Raw genomic sequence first — 17,499 nt, 5'->3', positions numbered from 1 at the left:
TTAGTTAATCATTAGGCACTCGATTGTATTCCTCATCCGTCACAGGCTCCAACCACACTGCTCCCCCAATGTCGGTATTGGTCCCGATGGCAATGTGCGTCATGGCATCGGTCGGTGTAGCGCCGTGCCAATGTTCTATATTTGGAGGGCATTTCATCACTTCACCTTTTTCAATGATTTCAATTGGCTTGCCTTTTTCCTGGTACTGCCCTCTCCCTTCCGTTACCAGGAGTATCTGACCCCCTTCGTGGTAGTGCCAGTTTGTTCTTGCGCCCGGTTCAAAGGTAACTGAACCGATGTTAACGTTATGGACCGTATCGGTTTCGACCAAGTAATTGAGCCAGACCGTCCCCGTAAAATTATCATTGGTGATGTTTTCACCTTTCGGGAAAACCATATCCGTATCTGTACTGTCTGTGTCGCCCTGTTGTTTATTGCCGTTGTTGCACGACACCATCCCGAACGCTGTACATATCGCTGCAACGGTCTGGACAGTTTTCTTTAATGCTTCTTTCATTACCCTTTGTTTATTTTAACATGTACTACTTCCTGTTTTTCAGGACTTCGTCCAGCACCTGCTGTGCCGCTTTCGCTTCCTTTTTGCCGATGGTCGATCTGATAACCCCTATGAATTGCTGCAACTGTTCCGGGGTTAAACCGACATTCAGGCAGATATTCAAGTGCGACTGCAACATCGGTTCCACCCCCCCGATACCGGCCAGCACAGATACCGTTACGAGTTCCCTTTCGGCGTAAGTCAATACATCTCTTTCAAAAATATCGGCGAAAAGGTGTTCTTTTAGGAATACCTCAATTGTAGGTGCAAATGTGGCATAACCGGTTTTCGATCCCGTTTCCGGCACACCTGTCAATTCCTCCAGTATTGCTTTACCCCGCTCATACTTGCTGCGATCATCATCGATGGGGGAGGCATCGGCGCCCGTCACATCCTCAACTCCGTTGGCCTTGCGTTCATCCAGCACGGCTATAAACGTCTGCAATCCCCGGAGACTACGTGGAAATCCAGCGTAGGCATATACATGCATCAGCGTTTCCTTGATCTGGTTGACGGTCAATCCCGCTTCCAGCCCGCTATTCAATGCGCCCTGTAACTTTGGTAGGTCGCCTTTGCCCGTAAATGCCGAAATACGTATGATGGCTTGTTGTTCGGAATCCAATGCCTTTATTGAAAATTTCTCCATTACATCCAGACGTGCTTTCTTTGGATCCGGAATGCCAAGGGCGGAACCATCGGATTTGAACTCCATAAGTTCGTTCGTGCTTGGAGCGTAAACGGGCCATGTTGGCAAGCCTTCGCCATTGGGATCACCCGTCTTGGCGAAGTTTGCCCAGTAGGTGTTCATCGTCCTGGCGACCTGCTGATCGGTTGGATCAAGGGCTCCGCCATTTCCGTCACCAAGGTTATCAAATACATAGGGGATTTCGGATCCGTGCGCCGCACCATACCGCATCTGTTCCTGCATCGAAGCGGTAACGTAGGAGAAAAGATAGATATAGGCCGGGTCACCGATAGCGGTAAAAGCGTTCGCGGTGAACCGGGCAGGTTCCGCCCACACCTTGTCCGTGTTGACCATCGTGAGCATCTCGGCAAATTCGGTAGAGCCATCGGGGTCGTAGGCCGAAGTCACGTCATCCTTCAGGGTGCCGAACAATGACAGCAGCTCTTCTTTGGAACCGGCATTCACGAAACCGGCAGGTACTTCCGCACTGTTGGAGCCGATGATAAGCGGAACGCGTGTTTGTCTACCGGCTTCATACGCGCTTTGGGCCGTTTCCACAACGAGTCTGCCGTCGAGGATAGGGCCGGAATAAATCGGCACACCATCCGGGCCATCGCTTTCCTGTCCGCTGTCCACGATTTCCTCAATGGATAGTAAACGGAGCTTTGCCAACGCAGCCGCATCCGTGCCCTCGATTCCATGTTTACGCGCGAAATTTATCCCGATCGCTTCTGCCGGAACCGGATAATATGGGTCTGCATTTTCCTCACGTATCGGCCTGCCGGTAAGAACACCGTCCCGACCACCGCCTGACTCGATGATAGCCTTGTGGAAAAGACCCTTCGCCGATGGAATGGTCAATAATGAATGTACCGAAACGCCTCCGGCCGACTCGCCGAAGATGGTCACATTGTCGGGGTCGCCCCCGAATGCTGCAATGTTCTGTTGCACCCATTGGAGGGCCGCAATCTGGTCCATGTAGGCGTAACTGCCGTTAGGTTCCTCCGGATGCTCCTTGCTCAGCGCAGGAAACGCAAAATGGCCGAGCCTACCGAGACGGTAATTGAACGTTAACAGGATGACGCCCTGTTTGGCAAACTGATTCCCGAACGTTTCCCGATGGGAACCGCCACCGCCCACAAAGCCGCCACCGTGTATCCAGACCATGACCGGAAGCTTTGCTTCCGTCTTAGTTCCGACAGGTCGCCATATATTGAGGAACAGGCAATCTTCCGACGTATTTTCGCGGATAGTGCCGGCAGTACGCGGCCAGCCTGCCTGCGCGCAATCCGGGCAAAACTCGCTTGCATCCCGTACCCCCTCCCACGCTGGGAAAGGTTGCGGCGGTCGCCACCGGTATTCTCCGACAGGGGCTGTCGCATAAGGAATCCCCTTGAAACTGTCCACGTCGCCATCCGATACACCACGGACGGTTCCGGAGGCTGTACGGACAGTAGGTGCCCCAACGGGAGCAGGCATTTGCCGGGCATGCAGACCAAAACTGATAATGAGGGCCAAACCAGCCAGTAGCTTTTTCATTTTATAGGTTTTTAATGGTTGTTATCTGCTTGACGGTGTCATCAATCTGGTAAACGATAGCGAGCCTAATTTCCAGTCCCCGTCCCGTTTTACATAGACTTCCGTCACCATGAACGGATTGGTTACTTCATTCCCACCCACAATGGCCAACAGGTCAATCCGGTTCAGAAGGATGGCCGTATTGTCGATGATGTTCACGGATACTTCGTGTATATCCGCTTTTTTATACCAGATACCGCCATCCCTGATAACGTCGATTTCCCGCTGTTTCCCCCACGATCCGCCCATGTGGACAAACACGGATTTTTCATCAAAGAGATTATCCAGCAATTCAATGTTTTTGTCTGCCATCCACTGCCATTTTTCCCTGGACAGTTTGATGATTTCCCCGTCTGCATCAGCGTTCTGTGCAAGGGCCCATTGTGCGCCCATGACGGTTAAGAATAATCCAAAAATTAATGCTTTCATATCCATTAAAGGTTTTATATTAAAGGTTTTTACTAAAGAAATCGACCAATTTGGTTACCGCTTGGTTTACATATTCCGGTTTCCAGTAGGTCTGTATATGTGTGGCCCCGTCTATAAGGAAAAGTTCCTTATTTTTTGCATTGGTAGCCTTGCTGAATGCCTCATCCGTCATATATTTCGTATCGGCCTTACTGCCTGCCATCATCAATAGGGGCTGGTCGATCAGGTCCATATTCGTAGTGGCATCCCAGGTCATCAGGTCAAGCAGGCTGCTCATGGTATATAGAAAGGTGGAATTTGGATGTGCGTGGGTCCTGTAATAGTACTCGAAGCCTTCACGGTAAAGGTCGGTCGGGGTTTTCGCGATTTCTTCATCCGTTATGCTCGCCACGCCTGCATAAATAATTTCACCTTCGGCTGCTTCCTGCGCACGGGCTTCTGTTGCTTGTTTCAGGCGTTCCTGAATGGTGTTCAATTGTGAGTTCTGGAAGCCATTGCGTCTTACCTCACCGGAATTGAACATACTCAACGTTGCGACGGCTTTAAACCGCTTATCCGATTGGGCTGCTTTTAACGTATAGCCACCACCGCCACAGATACCCAAAGCACCTAAATGGCTTGCATCAACCCCCGGATACCTTGCAATGAAGTCGGCCATACCATGGACATCTTCTGTCCGGTATGCAGGGTTGTCCGTATGGCGCGGCTCTCCGCCGCTTGCCCCTTGGAACGCAGCGTCCGCAGCAATGGTTATATAACCTGCCTCTGCCAGACGTTGCGCATATAGCCCGGCTGTCTGCTCTTTTATACCACCGTTAGGGTGGGCGACCACGACTGCCGGATATTTCTTGGATGCATCGTAACCGGCAGGCGTATAAACATTGGCCGCGATATCGATCCCGTTCAGTTTGTAGGTTACCGGATGGATATTCACCTTTCCCTTTTCGTTTTCTCTGATCGCATCACCATATACAAGGCCAAAGAGATTTTTTGATTTGTCCTGAGCCGAAGAGATGACACCTGTTGCCATAAACATGGCGACTATTATAAATTTTATCTTTTCCATTATTATACATTATTCCACTAAACCAGGCTTTCCGGTATATGGATTACGGGTATTACTGCCAATATTACTTATCCAGCCCTTCTTCCCTTAACCATTCGGACAATAGGTCGGCTATTTCAATATTGTTCAGATCGGAAAAGGGAAAGTGCGTGTTGCCTTTTATGCCTATTTCGGGTAAGTGGACAATGGATACATCGCCACCGTGAGCGTTTACCACCTTCGCCCATTGCCGGGCAGTGGCAAGCACATTGCGCCAAAAGTTCAGCGAAGCGGCATTCGTTTCCTCTTTCGGTATGTTGTCGCCAAAATAAACGACGATAGGGATTTTGGTCAGCCTCTTAAATTCCTCAAGTGGTATGCCTGCCCCGCCACGGTTGCCTTCGGGTGCTTCGCCTTCGGGAAAAGCAAATCCGCCCGGTTCGTAGGCGACAACCGCCTTTACGCGCCCGTTTTTAATGGCAGTTTTCCAACCCGGCGAGCCACCTGCGGAATGCGTAAATAAAATACCGTCTCCCGACTTGTCAAACACCGCAGACATTGCATCCACGATCGTTGCTTCATCCACATTGCCCGTGTTCGGGGTCATCATACGGAAAAACCTGTCCAGCGATAAACTGTCTTTCGGAAACTGCACACCATCGTAGAAGTCAGGATACTGCCCGATACGGAATTGCGTAAACCAGGTTTGGTCATCAGGCGTTGCGGTGATTTGGGCAGGCTTCGTGGCCTGTCCCGCGTCGCCACGCCCCGGCTGGTCAACGAGATAGACACCATAGCCCTTTCTTAAAAAGATGTCCGCAAAACCCTCCCGCCCGTCAGCGGTGGTCTGCCAACTGCGTTTGGATTGTCCGTAGCCGTGCAGGAACACCATTGAATGGTTTTTTGCATTTACGGGGATTTGGTAGAACACATCGGCGTGATCACCGTGCCGTGTCTGCCCGCCTTGTGGCTCATACCACGGTTTGAGGGGGTCAAATGTACCTTCGCTCGTCATTACTGTGCCACCCGCCGAGAAGGCTCCCTGTTCTTTGATTACCAGATTGCCATCGTTGTTTTCTTTTGTTGTGGTACACGATGAAATGATGATGACGATGGCACACCATAACAGAGCATTCATTTTTTGCATAATTAGTTTTGTTTTTAGTCTATTTGCCAACCCTCGCCTGTAATTGTGCAGGGCAGCGTTCGCCTGAAATTTTGATGTTTGCCAATGCGGCGTTTATTACAAAACAAAGTTCCGATTTGATACACTGGGAATTGGTATATGAATTACTGGTTTTACTACCAATATTACGGATTGAGCGCTACTGGCGGTTATTCTTATATCATTATGCCTACTTTTGTATAAGCAAAAGGCAAGAGCTATGGAAAAGGCCTATCATTTTGATACAGTAAGCCAATACAATGCATTCAATAACCATGAAACGCTGCATCCGTTGGTCAGTATCGTTGATTTCTCTAAGGCGAAGGAAAGGACGGGGTCCCGCATGACCTTTGCGCTGTACTGTGTTTTTCTTAAGGAGATACACTGTGGCGATTTAAAGTATGGTTGTAATTATTACGACTACGAGGCAGGTACGTTGGTATTCATTTCTCCCGGACAGGTGATCGACGTGGAAAACAAGGTGGATTATTACCAGCCAATGGGACATGGACTGGTTTTCCATCCGGACTTGATAAAAGGCTCGCCCCTTGCCAGGAGTCTGAACGAGTATAGCTTTTTCAGCTACAACACCAATGAGGCATTGCATCTATCTGAAAAGGAAAGGGGAATTGTTTTCGATTGTTTTTCCAATATAGCGAACGAACTGGGCCAATCGGTAGACAGGCATAGTAAAAAGTTGATCGCATCCAATATTGAATTGTTCCTGAATTACTGTGAGCGGTTTTATGACCGCCAGTTTATTACCCGTGAACATGTCAATAAGGGAATGTTGGAAAGGTTTGAAAATCTACTGAATAGCTATTTCGAATCCGAAAAACCCTATAGTATCGGTTTGCCTGCTGTGGCGCACTTTGCAAATGAACTTCATTTATCGTCTAATTATTTTGGCGACCTGATAAAAAAGGAAACAGGGAAAACGGCACAGGAATATATCCAGAACAAGATAATTGACATTGCAAAGAATAAGATTTTTGACGGCAGTAAGACAATTAACGAAATTGCGTACGAGTTGGGTTTTAAATATCCTCAGCATTTTAGCAGGCTTTTCAAACAGCGTGTAGGCTATACTCCTAATGAGTACAGGAATTTGAACTGATTGCGTGAAGCTTTAATATCTCGCTAAAAGCAGTTGTATGCTGGTCTAAATGTTGTGTCCCAATACATGGGGTCATCGGCTGCTTGGGGCCAGCAGGAGGCGTTTCCCGCGCGTCCGCTTCGATGGCTAAATCATAACCCGCGCAACGAGGAGGCCGTTGATTTGGATCCTGTTTTTCTGAATGTCCGCCATTTGGGGGCTTTGACTTTATAAGTTTTTACGTAAAACCAACCCTCGTCATCAAGATGTATCGGACCGCTAAGTCAACGAGGTGGTAGGTATTATCTTTGGTTTCCCCTCAGTAACCGGATTGTCCATAGTCTTGTTTTTTTAAAACGTGTACATTAGGTGGACTTGAAACCTTTATGTGTCCATTTTTTTAATTAAAGTGAACGTATGATTGGAATGTGTCCATTTTATTTTATTAATTTGCATATGTGTCCAATATTAATATGATTTTTGAACATATATGGCTTACGACAGGACAAAACCATTTAATAATCTTCCTATGCTACCTCCAGTTGGCATAGCGGAGGATGTGGACATATTGAAAAAACTGGTCAGTTCATCCCGGGCATTGGCCGCTGCAAACAGCAACGTGCAGCGGTTACCCAATCCCTATATGTTGATCAATACAGTTTCCCTTCAAGAAGCTAAGGCATCGTCAGCAATCGAGAACATCTTTACCACGGAGGACGAGCTTTATAAAGCCGTGTCGGACACTATTCAAGAAGAAAATGCAAATCTAGCCACAAAGGAAGTGTTGCGATACCGTGAGGCACTATGGGAGGGATATAAGCGTATAAAGGAAACAGGAAGCGTTGACTTGGAAAGTATCGCAGCTATTTTCAGACAAATTAAAAATACATCAGGAGGATTGCGGCCCCCACATTCATTGACAGTGATTCAAAGAGGACAGAGTGAGTTTAGGTCGGGTGAGGTAATCTACACACCGCCACGGGGGCAAGGTGTCATTGAGAAAATGATGGATAACCTACTCGATTACATGAATGATGATGTGCTGTTCGATACAGACCCATTGCTCAAAATGTGCATAGCCCATTACCAGTTTGAAGCGATACACCCATTCCCGGATGGGAATGGCCGCACGGGTAGGGTCTTAAACCTCCTCTATCTGGTCAACAAGGGCCTGCTTGACCAGCCGGTCCTCTATCTTTCCAAATATATCATTATCCACAAAGACGACTATTATTACAACCTGGGCGTTGTTACTCAACGAGGCAGGTGGAAACCTTGGATACTCTATATGCTGGATGCCGTGGAGAAAACATCGATGTTGACCAATCAACTCATCAGTAGCATACTCAGCCAAATGGAATCTACGCTGGAACATGCAAAGCCACGGATTAAATGGTATAGTAAAGAAGTGAATGAGTTGCTGTTCAGCCAGCCCTACATAAAGCCGAGGTTGATCGGGGATGCATTGCACATATCATCCAGAACGACATTGACCAAATATTTCGGGGAATTGGTAGAAGTTGGGATACTTACGCCCATGAAGGATGGACGGGAAGTATTTTACATCAATGATGACCTGATTCGTATATTGGAGAGTTAGCTTAAGGGCTTACTAAAATAAAATGCAAAAGGGATTGACAATCCTGTTGACAATCCCTAATGATTTAGTAGCGGGGACTGGACTCGAACCAGTGACCTTCGGGTTATGAGCCCGACGAGCTACCAACTGCTCCACCCCGCAATGTGTCTTTATCTTTATTTAGATTCCGGCATTGCGACCGGATTTTTAATTCTTTTCCGAATTGGACTGCAAAGATATAATTTGTTTCTTTGCAAAACAAATCAAATTGCAAAAAATGTCGCATAAGGCCGGATTCGTCAGTATTATTGGAAAACCCAACGCGGGTAAGTCTACGCTTATGAACGCGTTGGTGGGAGAGAAGATGGCAATTGTGACGCCTAAGGCACAGACGACCCGGCACCGGATTATTGGAATCGTGAACGAACCGGAATATCAAATCGTATTTTCGGATACTCCGGGGGTGATCAAGCCGGCGTACACGTTACAGGAATCGATGATGAGTGCTGTACAAGGATCGCTCATCGATGCCGATATTATCTTGTTGGTGACGGACATCAATGAAAAATACGACGAAAGCGATGTGATCGACAAGTTGAAACAGACCGAATCACCGGTAGCGGTATTGATCAACAAGATTGATAAATCCACTGAAACCGATGTCAAAAATAAAATCACCTATTGGCAGGCGACAGTGAATCCGGAGGTCGTCTTTGCGGTATCCGCACTGCATGGTCATAATATAGCGGCAGTGATGCAGTTTATTTTGGACCGTCTTCCCGAACACCCGCCGTATTACGAAAAAGACACGCTTACGGATAAAAATGAGCGTTTTTTCGTGTCGGAGATCATACGCGAGAAGGTTTTTAAGCTCTACGAGAAGGAAATCCCCTATAGTACCGAGGTGGTCGTTACGGCCTTCAAAGAAGAGCAGTACATTACCCGAATCAGCGCGGAAATTATCGTGGAGCGTGATTCACAAAAAAATATCATCATCGGCAATGCCGGAAGCATGATCAAGAAAGTGGGGACTTATGCCCGGAAGGATATTGAAGAGTTTCTGCGGCGGAACGTGTTTTTGGAGCTTTTTGTAAAAGTGATCCCGGATTGGCGAAAGAAAAGCAATTACCTCAAGCGGTTCGGTTATGAGCAATGACGGGATCAAAAATAAAGGTGGTCGCTTGCTTTAGTTATCAAATAATTAACTATCTTTGCAGCCCCGCAGCACAAGGCTCCGGGGGCTATGTTGGATACATATATTAACAAAGAAAATGGCAGTTAAAATCAGATTGCAGAGACACGGTAAAAAAGGCAAGCCTTTTTACCACGTAGTAGTGGCCGATTCGCGTGCTCCACGCGACGGTAAATTTATCGAGCGCATAGGCGCTTATAACCCGAATACGAATCCCGCGACCATCGACCTCAATTTCGACAAGGCGCTTGATTGGTTGGAAAAAGGTGCGCAGCCTACCGATACCACCCGGGCAATCCTTTCCTACAAAGGTGTGCTGTATAAAAAGCACTTGCTGGGCGGTGTGAAAAAGGGTGCTTTTGATGAGGCTGCCGCGGATGCCAAGTTTGAAGCGTGGCTGAATACCAAAGAATCTAAAATACAAGGCAAAGTGGAGAGCTTAACGCAATCCAAAGATGAAGCCAAGAAAGCCGCATTGGCCGCCGAGGCGAAAAAGAAAGCTGAAATAGCTGCGGCCATTGAAGCCAAAAATACGCCTCCTGTTGAGGAAGCTCCCGAAGTGGAAGAAACTCATGAAGCAGCAGCAGAGACACCCGCAGTTGAAGCAACTGCTGAAGGTGCCGATGAGGCAGCTGCCAGCGAAGAAACAAAAACGGAGGAGTAACATCGTTATTCATCCTGTAAGCGGAACCGCTCCTGGTCTATACACTCCGGAGCGGTTTTTTGTATTGGATCGATTTAACATCACTGATCGGAATGATGGATTTGTCAGCTAGTTTCTATATCGGGTATATCAGCAAAACCCGCGGGCTTAAGGGAGAGGTACAGTTGTTTTTTGAGTTTGACGATTATGAAGCGTTAGACCTGGAGACGTTGTTTCTGGAAATTGACCGGAAGCTGGTGCCTTTTTTTGTGGAGAGCGTGAAGGTGTTGCCTAATCGGACGGCTTATTTGCTGCTTGAAGATGTGGATCATATCGATAAAGCGCAACCGCTTGTCCGCAAAAAAGTATACCTGCCCAACAGTAAGCTGCCCGAGCGCCACCCGGATGATTTCAGGCTGACTGACTTGACGGGGTTTGCCGTGCATGATCGCACTTATGGCGAGTTGGGTGAGATCGCTGCTGTGCATGAGTATCCCCAGCAGTATGTGGCTGCCGTGATATACAACGGAAATGAACTGCTATTTCCGTTGAATGATGAATTAATCGTGTCCATCGATCGGGAGGGAAGTCGGCTAACGGTAGACCTGCCGGAAGGGTTGGTAGATGTGTATTTGTAGGCCAAATTCGCTTTGCATATAAAAGTGAACTTAGCGGAGCGATCTCATGATATTACCAAAAAGAATATTGAACAATATCAATAATTTGCCTAAGTTTGGCCGCTCCTTATGAATATTGTTAAGGGGCAACGGACAGCTCCGGCATATGAAAATAACCGAACACATTAAAAACGCCAAGGGGAAAACCTTGTTTTCGTTTGAAATATTGCCTCCAATAAAAGGCCAAAGCATCCAATCTATTTTTGATGCCATTGACCCGCTTATGGAGTTCGACCCGCCTTTTATTGATGTCACCTACTTGCGCGAAGATTATATCTATAAGCAACATCCCAATGGTTTGCTGGAAAAGGTGGCATACCGCAAACGGCCAAGCACTGTGGCTACCTGTGCTGCCATCATGAATCGGTATAAGGTTGATGCCGTGCCCCATCTGATCTGCGGTGGATTTACCAAAGAGGAAACCGAAAATGCGCTCATTGACTTGCAGTTTCTGGGAATAGATAATGTGCTGGCGCTTCGCGGCGATGCGCGCAAGAGTGACAGCTCCTTTATCCCAACGCCTGGGGGGCATGCTTATGCTTCCGATCTGGTACAGCATGTGGTGAATTTGAACAGCGGTCGATACCTTCATGAGGACATGGAAAACTCGGAAAAAACGGATTTCTGTATCGGAGTGGCAGGTTATCCCGAAAAGCATTTTGAATCACCGAATTTGGATACGGACTTTAGGTATCTGAAAGAAAAGGTAGCGCTGGGTGCCGACTTTATCGTGACGCAGATGTTCTTTGATAACAGCAGATATAAAGCCTTCGTAGATCGGTGCCGCGCCAATGGCATCGACATTCCCATTATTCCGGGCCTCAAGCCATTGACGGGTAGCAAACAGCTGGTTAGTTTGCCCAAAACCTTCCACTTGGATATCCCCTTGGAATTAAGCCAGGCGGTGCAGGCTTGCAAATCCGAACAGGATGTCCGTGAGGTGGGCATTGAGTGGATGATCCAGCAATGCAAAGAACTCAAGGCGATGGGAGCTCCTGTGCTGCACTTTTATACCATGGGCAATCCGAAACCCACGAAGCGGATCATACAGGCTGTTTTTTAATCCTTTTGCATCTCTTTTACCCAGGTGTCTCGGAGTGTCACCGTGCGGTTGAATACCAATTGATCAGGTGTCGACTTGGTGTCGAGCGTAAAGTAGCCCTTGCGGATGAACTGGTATCCTTTGCCCGGAACGGCATTCAGCAAATCGGGTTCCACGTAGGCACGTTCGATGACCTGCAAGCTGTCTGGGTTGATCGTTGTCTTGAAGTCTGCTTCCGCTGCCGGATTCTCTACACTGAATAGGCGGTCATAGAGCCGTACTTCCACGGTTTTGGCATGGGGTACACTCACCCAATGGATGGTGCCTTTTACCTTGATGCCACTGGTGTCTTCGCCGCTTTTGGACTCGGGAATATAGGTGCAGTAGATCTCGGTCACATTCCCGGAGGCGTCTTTTACGAATTCCTCGCACTTGACAATGTATGCATGTTTGAGCCTGACCATCAAGCCGGGGCCGAGCCTGAAGAACTTTTTGGGTGGGTTTTCCATGAAGTCTTCGCGTTCGATCCACAGTTCGCGGCTGAATGGGAGATCGCGTTCCCCTTCGCCGCCCTCCACCTCCGGATTGTTTTCGCCTGTAAGGATTTCGGTTGCCTCGGGATAGTTGGAGATGATCAATTTAATGGGATCGAGCACCGCCATGCGGCGCCATGCCGTTTTATTGAGGTCTTCACGGATGCAGAATTCCAGCAACCCTACATCGATGATGTTTTCACGCTTGGCTACGCCGATGCGCTCGCAGAAATGGCGGATACTGGCAGGGGTATATCCCCGCCTCCTCAGGCCGCTGATCGTTGGCATACGGGGATCGTCCCAGCCTTCCACATACTTTTCATTGACCAGTTGGAGCAGCTTCCGCTTGCTCATCACCGTGTAATTGAGGTTGAGCCGTGCAAATTCGTATTGTTTTGATGGAAAGATCTCCAGTTCTTCGATGAGCCAGTCGTAGAGCGGCCGGTGGGGGATGAATTCGAGCGTGCAGATCGAGTGCGTGATGTGCTCGATGGAGTCGCTTTGGCCATGCGCAAAGTCATACATGGGATAGATGCACCATTCAGTGCCCGTGCGGTGGTGGTGCGCATGCTTGATGCGGTATAACAGCGGATCACGCAGGTGCATATTCGGATTAGACAGGTCGATTTTGGCCCGCAGTACTTTGGCGCCATCCGGATATTGGCCGTCGCGCATTTCTCCGAACAGGCGCAGGTTTTCCTCCACTGTGCGATCACGATAAGGCGTGGGTTTGCCCGGCTCGGTAGGCGTACCCTTGGATGCCGCGATCTCCTCCGATGTGCTGTCATCCACGTAGGCCTTTCCTTTTTTGATCAGCTTCACTGCATAGTTATACAGGGTTTCGAAATAATCGGATGTATACAGCTCTTCGGCCCATTCGAAGCCAAGCCACCTGATATCGTTTTTGATGCTTTCCACGTATTCGGTTTCTTCCGTCACCGGATTGGTGTCGTCAAACCGCAGATTGGTTTTGCCTTCGTATTGCTGCGTCAGTCCAAAATTGAGCACGATGGACTTGGCGTGCCCGATGTGCAGGTACCCATTTGGCTCAGGCGGAAAACGGGTGATGATCTTTCCGCCGTGCTTGCCGTTTCGAATATCTTCTTCGATGATCTCCTCTAAGAAATTGAGGGATTTTTCTTCACTTATCATGGTGCAAAGGTAGTTATTGATTTACGATTTATGATTTATCATTTACGATTTGCGGGATTAAAAAACAAAAAATAAACCATACTGAAGCATTTATGTCTAATTTTACGTTTTGCACTAAATCGACTGGTATGAATAAACGCCGTTTACTCTTTTGTCTATTGTCATTGCTCCCTTTCATAGGCCTTTCGCAAAGCAAGCGGCCCCAAGTACTGGTATATGGATATGGTGCCGATGCCTATGCAGCGGCTTTGCAGTCTTCCAAATCTAATCTGAATACGGTTTGGGTAGTCAATGGAGATAAGATGGTGCCCGAGCTGACTTCGGACGCGACGGCGATCACTGCTGGCGCAAACCTGGATGCCGGGGTGTGGGCGGATCTGTTGGCGGCGACTTTGCGGCGTGATAAGCGCAGCGATTCGCTATCTAGGATAGCCAGGCGGAGATTGAATCCAAGGATCGTACAAAATGCGTTGGACAGCCTCATCAAGACGACCAAAAACCTGACGATAATCGAACAGGGGCAACTCCGTTCGGTAAAAAAATCAGGCAAGAACTGGCAGATTGAACTGGCGGACAGGAAGCGTTTCAATGTGCGGGCGGTCATCGATGCTTCTATCGATGGTTACCTGTACCAGCTGGCCACGGAAGGTGCGGATAGTATAACCGCGCGGAAACCGTTGCCCGAAGGATATATCGGATCGGTGGCTTATCACGCGCTCTCCCGCACGGGGGTGGCGGTAGGCAATCTGGATGGTATACCGTTTACGTTGCCACTGGGGGCGTTGATGCCGGCGGACGATAGCAATTTATTTGTGACCAACACATTGCCGGCGGTCGAGGGTTTGCTGGGCGGTACCGTTGAAGATATTCCGCTGTTGATGCATGTAGGGCAGGCGGTCGGGGCGGCTGCAGCGTATACGGCATTTTTCAAGACGACATCAGACAAGGTGGATGCGCGGAATGTGCAAGGCGAGCTGCTGCAATACGGAGCACGGTTGATCCCGTTTTCGGATGTGCCGATCGAGAGTCCGCATTTTGCTGCCATCCAACGCATCGGCGCCACCGGTGTGCTGGTGGGCAGAACGGGTCCGGATCATCGCCTGTTTTTTGATCCGGATACCGCTGTGCATGCAGCAGAAATCAAACCGGTATTGAACCAGCTGTTTTCAAGAAGCCAAATCTGGTTTGTCAACCATCCCGATGTGGACACCTTGACATTGGCCGATGTATTCAGCTATATAAAGTTTGTGGGTCAGCGCGGAGAAGAGATGGAGGAATATGTGCAGAAAAACTGGAAAAAACGGTTCCATTTTGAAGGGGAATATGATGATCAACAGCTGGTCACCCGTAAGCAATTCGCGATGCTAATAGATGCATACTGCAAGCCTTTTGATGTAAAGGTCGGATTGGACGGAGGCATTCAACGGTAAATATGGCTCGCAACGCCGCGAGCCATATGGAACTTATGTCAAGCTGATCTGCCGTTTGATGCTTTCTTCAAGCGAGATGATGGTTTCGGTCCGTTGTATGCCCTTCACCGCCTGGATATCTTCATTCAATACTTTTCGCAGGTGCGTGGTATCCCGGCAGATGATTTTGGCAAACATACTGTACGTGCCCGTACAATAATGTAATTCGACTACCTCCTTCACCTGTTTCAGCTGTTCGACCGCATTATTGTATTGTGAACCCTTCTCTAAATAGATTCCGAGGAAAGCAGTAATGTCAAATCCGACTTTTTGCGGGTTTATAATCAAATTAGACCCTCTTATGATGCCTAATTCTTCCATCTTTTTCATTCTTACGTGTATGGTGCCGCCAGAAACAATCAATTTTTTTGCTATTTCTGTATAAGGCATCGACGCATCATTCATCAAAGTAGATAAAATTTGTATATCTAAGTTGTCAAGGTCTAAATTTTCGTTCTTTTTTTCCATAAAAATTGATGTTTTTTTCAGATTATCCCAAATTTAATTACAAAAAACATAAAAATTGAATTTTTTCTATAAAAAAATTTTAATGAATCAATATTATTATTACTTTTGTATTAATCAATCAGCAAAAAGTTGACATAAAATGCTGATTATAGTGTTGCCCTCCCTCAATTTAATATAGGTTTATAATTGGTTAGCGTAGAAGCTCCTCTCCCAAAGGAGCTTCTTCCTTTTACTCCCAAACCGTTTAACTGCTGCTCCAGGTTTAGCGGAAGACCGATGCTTGTTTGCCAATTCCTCAAAAATAGGTACTAAATGGATTGGATTTATGAAAATATTTCAATTTTTAAATAGTCGAGGTCAAATTCGTATCTTTACCTAAAAAGGACTCGCGGCTATGGACATGGAGGAAGTAAAGATTTCCCGAAAAAAACCGATATACCCGGTAACGCCGGAATTGCAGAAATATTTGCGTGCTTATCAGCGGGATGCCCGCATGCCCATTAGCTACAGCCACTTGCTGGAGTTCTATGAGACCGTGCCGGTGATCGACAAGAACGGAAATGATACCTTGTGGGAAACTCCGCTGTACCCGCCTCACATACAGGAAAATTTATACAGTGGCTTGAAAATCATTTATGCCCAATTGAAAGCATCCGGTAATACGCGTATTGTCGAGCATAAATATATTGACCGTGTTGAATATTGCGCTTTTGGCAACACGCATCCCTTCAGGATCCGAATTGTCAACAGGCTGAACGATGTTTACGACTATTTTTATGTGAAGCAAGCCGATGCATCGAGAATATACGGACTGGAATTGGAACAGATCATATCCCCTAACCAGGTGAATTACCTGGTGGATGATCACACCTTGGTGGAAGAGCATATCGTGGGTATTCCGGGTGACGTATTTGCGAAATCGCTGATGTATAATCCGGATTATAACCCCAAACGGATAGCCAAGGAGTTCGTGAAATTCAATGAGCGGTGTATCATTACGTTGCTGGGCGATATGCGTGCGTATAATTTTGTCGTGCAGATTACGCCTGACTTTGATGATTTTCAGTTTCGCATCCGTGCGATTGATTTTGATCAGCAGTTTTACGAAGGTAACCCTAAAATATACATGCCCCAGTTTTTTAAAGATAATTTGGCATTTGTGCAGCTTTGCATGGAGCACTTGACGGATCGTACGGTATCGCAATACCAGCAGGAAGAGCGGTCGTCCATCGTGCACCGCGTACGAAGCGAGCGTCATCGTATTGCGGCATTGCGCGACGTGTCCAATACGGAGGAACTCTCCACACCGGCCAATGTAAAGCGGTTGCGGGAAGGCTATGCCGACTATTATGAGAATAATCAATACCTGAAATGCCGGACGATGACGGATATTATTGAATTGAATGTGAAGAATGTGATCAGGCAAGTGAAGTTGTAAGGGTGATTCAGACGGTTGCTCCTCAGCTGGGATCCGGTTCGCTTCGCTGCCGTCTCCAAGGCTTCGTCCGCAACTGCCTGGGTTAGCTGTAGGGTTAATTGGGGCAGAGCGGGTTATTTCAGGCGGTCGGTATTTTCCCGTACGAATGCTTCCCAGCCTGAATAGGACTGTTTCTTTCCTGTGGCGGGTCGGTTCTGGAATGCATGGCATACACCAACGGCCAATCCATCGGTGGCATCCAGGAACTGCGGACTTTCGTCAAATTTCAGCAGGGTCTTGAGCATGGCCGCCACCTGTTCCTTACTGGCATTGCCGTTGCCTGTTACCGCTTGTTTGATTTTCCGTGGTGCGTATTCGAAAATCGGGATATCCCGGTTCAGCGCCGCGGCCATGGCAACACCTTGGGCACGGCCTAGCTTGAGCATTACCTGGATGTTTTTGCCATAGAATGGGGCTTCCAATGCCACACAATCGGGTTGATATTGCGCAATCAGGGCGCTTGTTTTCTGAAAAATATGCTGCAGCTTAAGGCCATGGTCATTCAAATGATCCAACTTGACAACGCCTAGGCTGATGAGCGATAGCTGTTTGCCCGTTTCCTTGATGACGCCGTAGCCTAGTACGGCCGTGCCAGGGTCGATACCCAGTATAATTCGCTCGTTGTTGGTCGGTTGCAGCATGCTGCAATATTAGGTTTTTTTAATGAATAACCCGCATGCGTTTCATTTCCAAGGAAACGCAATGCGGGTCGT

At 47.8% G+C, this 17,499-nt stretch carries 16 protein-coding genes and 1 tRNA gene; 8 read left to right on the top strand and 9 right to left on the bottom strand.

Annotated elements, in window-relative coordinates:
• Positions 1 to 4: 4 nt before the first annotated feature.
• The 5 genes from ACMGDE_RS01280 to ACMGDE_RS01260 all read right to left on the bottom strand — a co-directional run bounded on the left by ACMGDE_RS01280 (position 5) and on the right by ACMGDE_RS01260 (position 5,431).
• Entirely contained in the window at positions 5 to 517 is a 513-nt protein-coding gene (locus ACMGDE_RS01280) for a (R)-mandelonitrile lyase (RefSeq protein WP_436830936.1), read from the bottom strand.
• A 25-nt stretch (positions 518 to 542) separates the two neighbouring features.
• On the bottom strand, positions 543 to 2,780 hold the full coding sequence (locus ACMGDE_RS01275) for a carboxylesterase family protein (RefSeq protein ID WP_436830935.1): 2,238 nt from the start codon (positions 2,778 to 2,780) through the stop codon (positions 543 to 545).
• A 21-nt stretch (positions 2,781 to 2,801) separates the two neighbouring features.
• Positions 2,802 to 3,248 (bottom strand): nuclear transport factor 2 family protein, encoded by a 447-nt coding sequence (locus ACMGDE_RS01270; protein WP_436830934.1) that lies wholly within the window; start codon positions 3,246 to 3,248, stop codon positions 2,802 to 2,804.
• 19 nt (positions 3,249 to 3,267) lie between these two features.
• Complete coding sequence (locus ACMGDE_RS01265) at positions 3,268 to 4,284, bottom strand: alpha/beta hydrolase (RefSeq protein WP_436830933.1); 1,017 nt, start codon at positions 4,282 to 4,284, stop codon at positions 3,268 to 3,270.
• Between the two features lie 94 nt (positions 4,285 to 4,378).
• On the bottom strand, positions 4,379 to 5,431 hold the full coding sequence (locus tag ACMGDE_RS01260; RefSeq protein ID WP_436830932.1) for an alpha/beta hydrolase: 1,053 nt from the start codon (positions 5,429 to 5,431) through the stop codon (positions 4,379 to 4,381).
• A gap of 247 nt (positions 5,432 to 5,678) precedes the next feature.
• On the opposite strand from ACMGDE_RS01260, the gene ACMGDE_RS01255 reads away from it, so the two are divergent.
• Positions 5,679 to 6,575 carry a helix-turn-helix domain-containing protein gene (locus tag ACMGDE_RS01255; protein ID WP_436830931.1) on the top strand — a complete coding sequence of 299 codons (897 nt, stop codon included), beginning with the start codon at positions 5,679 to 5,681 and terminating at the stop codon, positions 6,573 to 6,575.
• A 508-nt stretch (positions 6,576 to 7,083) separates the two neighbouring features.
• Positions 7,084 to 8,154 carry a Fic family protein gene (locus ACMGDE_RS01250; protein WP_436830930.1) on the top strand — a complete coding sequence of 357 codons (1,071 nt, stop codon included), beginning with the start codon at positions 7,084 to 7,086 and terminating at the stop codon, positions 8,152 to 8,154.
• 68 nt (positions 8,155 to 8,222) lie between these two features.
• Here ACMGDE_RS01250 and ACMGDE_RS01245 read toward each other — a convergent pair.
• Positions 8,223 to 8,295: transfer RNA gene (locus ACMGDE_RS01245), tRNA-Met, on the bottom strand.
• Positions 8,296 to 8,410: 115 nt separating this feature from the next.
• Here ACMGDE_RS01245 and era point away from each other — a divergent pair.
• The 4 genes from era (at position 8,411) to metF (ending at position 11,708) form a co-directional block, all read left to right on the top strand.
• A complete protein-coding gene (gene era / locus ACMGDE_RS01240; RefSeq protein ID WP_436830929.1) occupies positions 8,411 to 9,289 on the top strand; it encodes a GTPase Era in 879 nt (292 codons plus the stop codon).
• A gap of 115 nt (positions 9,290 to 9,404) precedes the next feature.
• Positions 9,405 to 9,989: a 30S ribosomal protein S16 gene (locus ACMGDE_RS01235; RefSeq protein WP_436830928.1), complete on the top strand. Its 585-nt coding sequence runs from the start codon at positions 9,405 to 9,407 to the stop codon at positions 9,987 to 9,989.
• A 95-nt stretch (positions 9,990 to 10,084) separates the two neighbouring features.
• A complete protein-coding gene (gene rimM / locus ACMGDE_RS01230; protein WP_436830927.1) occupies positions 10,085 to 10,606 on the top strand; it encodes a ribosome maturation factor RimM in 522 nt (173 codons plus the stop codon).
• A gap of 145 nt (positions 10,607 to 10,751) precedes the next feature.
• The gene (metF, locus tag ACMGDE_RS01225; RefSeq protein WP_436830926.1) at positions 10,752 to 11,708 is read left to right on the top strand and encodes a methylenetetrahydrofolate reductase [NAD(P)H]; all 957 of its coding nucleotides are present in this window, start codon (positions 10,752 to 10,754) and stop codon (positions 11,706 to 11,708) included.
• Here metF and ACMGDE_RS01220 read toward each other — a convergent pair.
• The gene (locus ACMGDE_RS01220; RefSeq protein ID WP_436830925.1) at positions 11,705 to 13,372 is read right to left on the bottom strand and encodes a glutamine--tRNA ligase/YqeY domain fusion protein; all 1,668 of its coding nucleotides are present in this window, start codon (positions 13,370 to 13,372) and stop codon (positions 11,705 to 11,707) included. The genes metF and ACMGDE_RS01220 overlap by 4 nt on opposite strands.
• Positions 13,373 to 13,500: 128 nt before the next feature.
• Between ACMGDE_RS01220 and ACMGDE_RS01215 the strand changes: the two genes are divergently transcribed.
• A complete protein-coding gene (locus ACMGDE_RS01215) occupies positions 13,501 to 14,802 on the top strand; it encodes an FAD-dependent oxidoreductase (RefSeq protein ID WP_436830924.1) in 1,302 nt (433 codons plus the stop codon).
• 33 nt (positions 14,803 to 14,835) lie between these two features.
• Here ACMGDE_RS01215 and ACMGDE_RS01210 read toward each other — a convergent pair whose 3' ends face one another.
• Positions 14,836 to 15,309, bottom strand: a complete 474-nt coding sequence (locus ACMGDE_RS01210) for an Lrp/AsnC ligand binding domain-containing protein (RefSeq protein ID WP_436830923.1) — start codon at positions 15,307 to 15,309, stop codon at positions 14,836 to 14,838.
• Between the two features lie 394 nt (positions 15,310 to 15,703).
• Between ACMGDE_RS01210 and ACMGDE_RS01205 the strand changes: the two genes are divergently transcribed.
• The gene (locus ACMGDE_RS01205) at positions 15,704 to 16,747 is read left to right on the top strand and encodes a hypothetical protein (protein WP_436830922.1); all 1,044 of its coding nucleotides are present in this window, start codon (positions 15,704 to 15,706) and stop codon (positions 16,745 to 16,747) included.
• A 113-nt stretch (positions 16,748 to 16,860) separates the two neighbouring features.
• Here ACMGDE_RS01205 and ruvC read toward each other — a convergent pair whose 3' ends face one another.
• Complete coding sequence (gene ruvC / locus ACMGDE_RS01200; RefSeq protein ID WP_436830921.1) at positions 16,861 to 17,427, bottom strand: crossover junction endodeoxyribonuclease RuvC; 567 nt, start codon at positions 17,425 to 17,427, stop codon at positions 16,861 to 16,863.
• Between the last annotated feature and the right edge of the window lie 72 nt (positions 17,428 to 17,499).

It is taken from the genome of Parapedobacter brassicae, assembly GCF_051400755.1.
In the GTDB taxonomy this organism is placed as follows: domain Bacteria; phylum Bacteroidota; class Bacteroidia; order Sphingobacteriales; family Sphingobacteriaceae; genus Parapedobacter.
This window is presented reverse-complemented; position numbering and strand designations above follow the sequence as displayed.

What these genes read in the sequence shown, in the direction of transcription:
- ACMGDE_RS01250 (WP_436830930.1), top strand. Translation starts at nt 7,084, where the DNA reads ATGCTACCTCCAGTTGGCATAGCGGAGGATGTGGACATATTGAAAAAA.
- ACMGDE_RS01215 (WP_436830924.1), top strand. Translation starts at nt 13,501, where the DNA reads ATGAATAAACGCCGTTTACTCTTTTGTCTATTGTCATTGCTCCCTTTC.
- rimM (WP_436830927.1), top strand. Translation starts at nt 10,085, where the DNA reads ATGGATTTGTCAGCTAGTTTCTATATCGGGTATATCAGCAAAACCCGC.
- ACMGDE_RS01270 (WP_436830934.1), bottom strand. Translation starts at nt 3,248, where the DNA reads ATGAAAGCATTAATTTTTGGATTATTCTTAACCGTCATGGGCGCACAA.
- ACMGDE_RS01255 (WP_436830931.1), top strand. Translation starts at nt 5,679, where the DNA reads ATGGAAAAGGCCTATCATTTTGATACAGTAAGCCAATACAATGCATTC.
- ruvC (WP_436830921.1), bottom strand. Translation starts at nt 17,427, where the DNA reads ATGCTGCAACCGACCAACAACGAGCGAATTATACTGGGTATCGACCCT.
- ACMGDE_RS01220 (WP_436830925.1), bottom strand. Translation starts at nt 13,372, where the DNA reads ATGATAAGTGAAGAAAAATCCCTCAATTTCTTAGAGGAGATCATCGAA.
- ACMGDE_RS01205 (WP_436830922.1), top strand. Translation starts at nt 15,704, where the DNA reads ATGGACATGGAGGAAGTAAAGATTTCCCGAAAAAAACCGATATACCCG.
- ACMGDE_RS01280 (WP_436830936.1), bottom strand. Translation starts at nt 517, where the DNA reads ATGAAAGAAGCATTAAAGAAAACTGTCCAGACCGTTGCAGCGATATGT.
- ACMGDE_RS01235 (WP_436830928.1), top strand. Translation starts at nt 9,405, where the DNA reads ATGGCAGTTAAAATCAGATTGCAGAGACACGGTAAAAAAGGCAAGCCT.
- ACMGDE_RS01265 (WP_436830933.1), bottom strand. Translation starts at nt 4,284, where the DNA reads ATGTTTATGGCAACAGGTGTCATCTCTTCGGCTCAGGACAAATCAAAA.
- metF (WP_436830926.1), top strand. Translation starts at nt 10,752, where the DNA reads ATGAAAATAACCGAACACATTAAAAACGCCAAGGGGAAAACCTTGTTT.
- ACMGDE_RS01210 (WP_436830923.1), bottom strand. Translation starts at nt 15,309, where the DNA reads ATGGAAAAAAAGAACGAAAATTTAGACCTTGACAACTTAGATATACAA.
- ACMGDE_RS01275 (WP_436830935.1), bottom strand. Translation starts at nt 2,780, where the DNA reads ATGAAAAAGCTACTGGCTGGTTTGGCCCTCATTATCAGTTTTGGTCTG.
- ACMGDE_RS01260 (WP_436830932.1), bottom strand. Translation starts at nt 5,431, where the DNA reads ATGAATGCTCTGTTATGGTGTGCCATCGTCATCATCATTTCATCGTGT.
- era (WP_436830929.1), top strand. Translation starts at nt 8,411, where the DNA reads ATGTCGCATAAGGCCGGATTCGTCAGTATTATTGGAAAACCCAACGCG.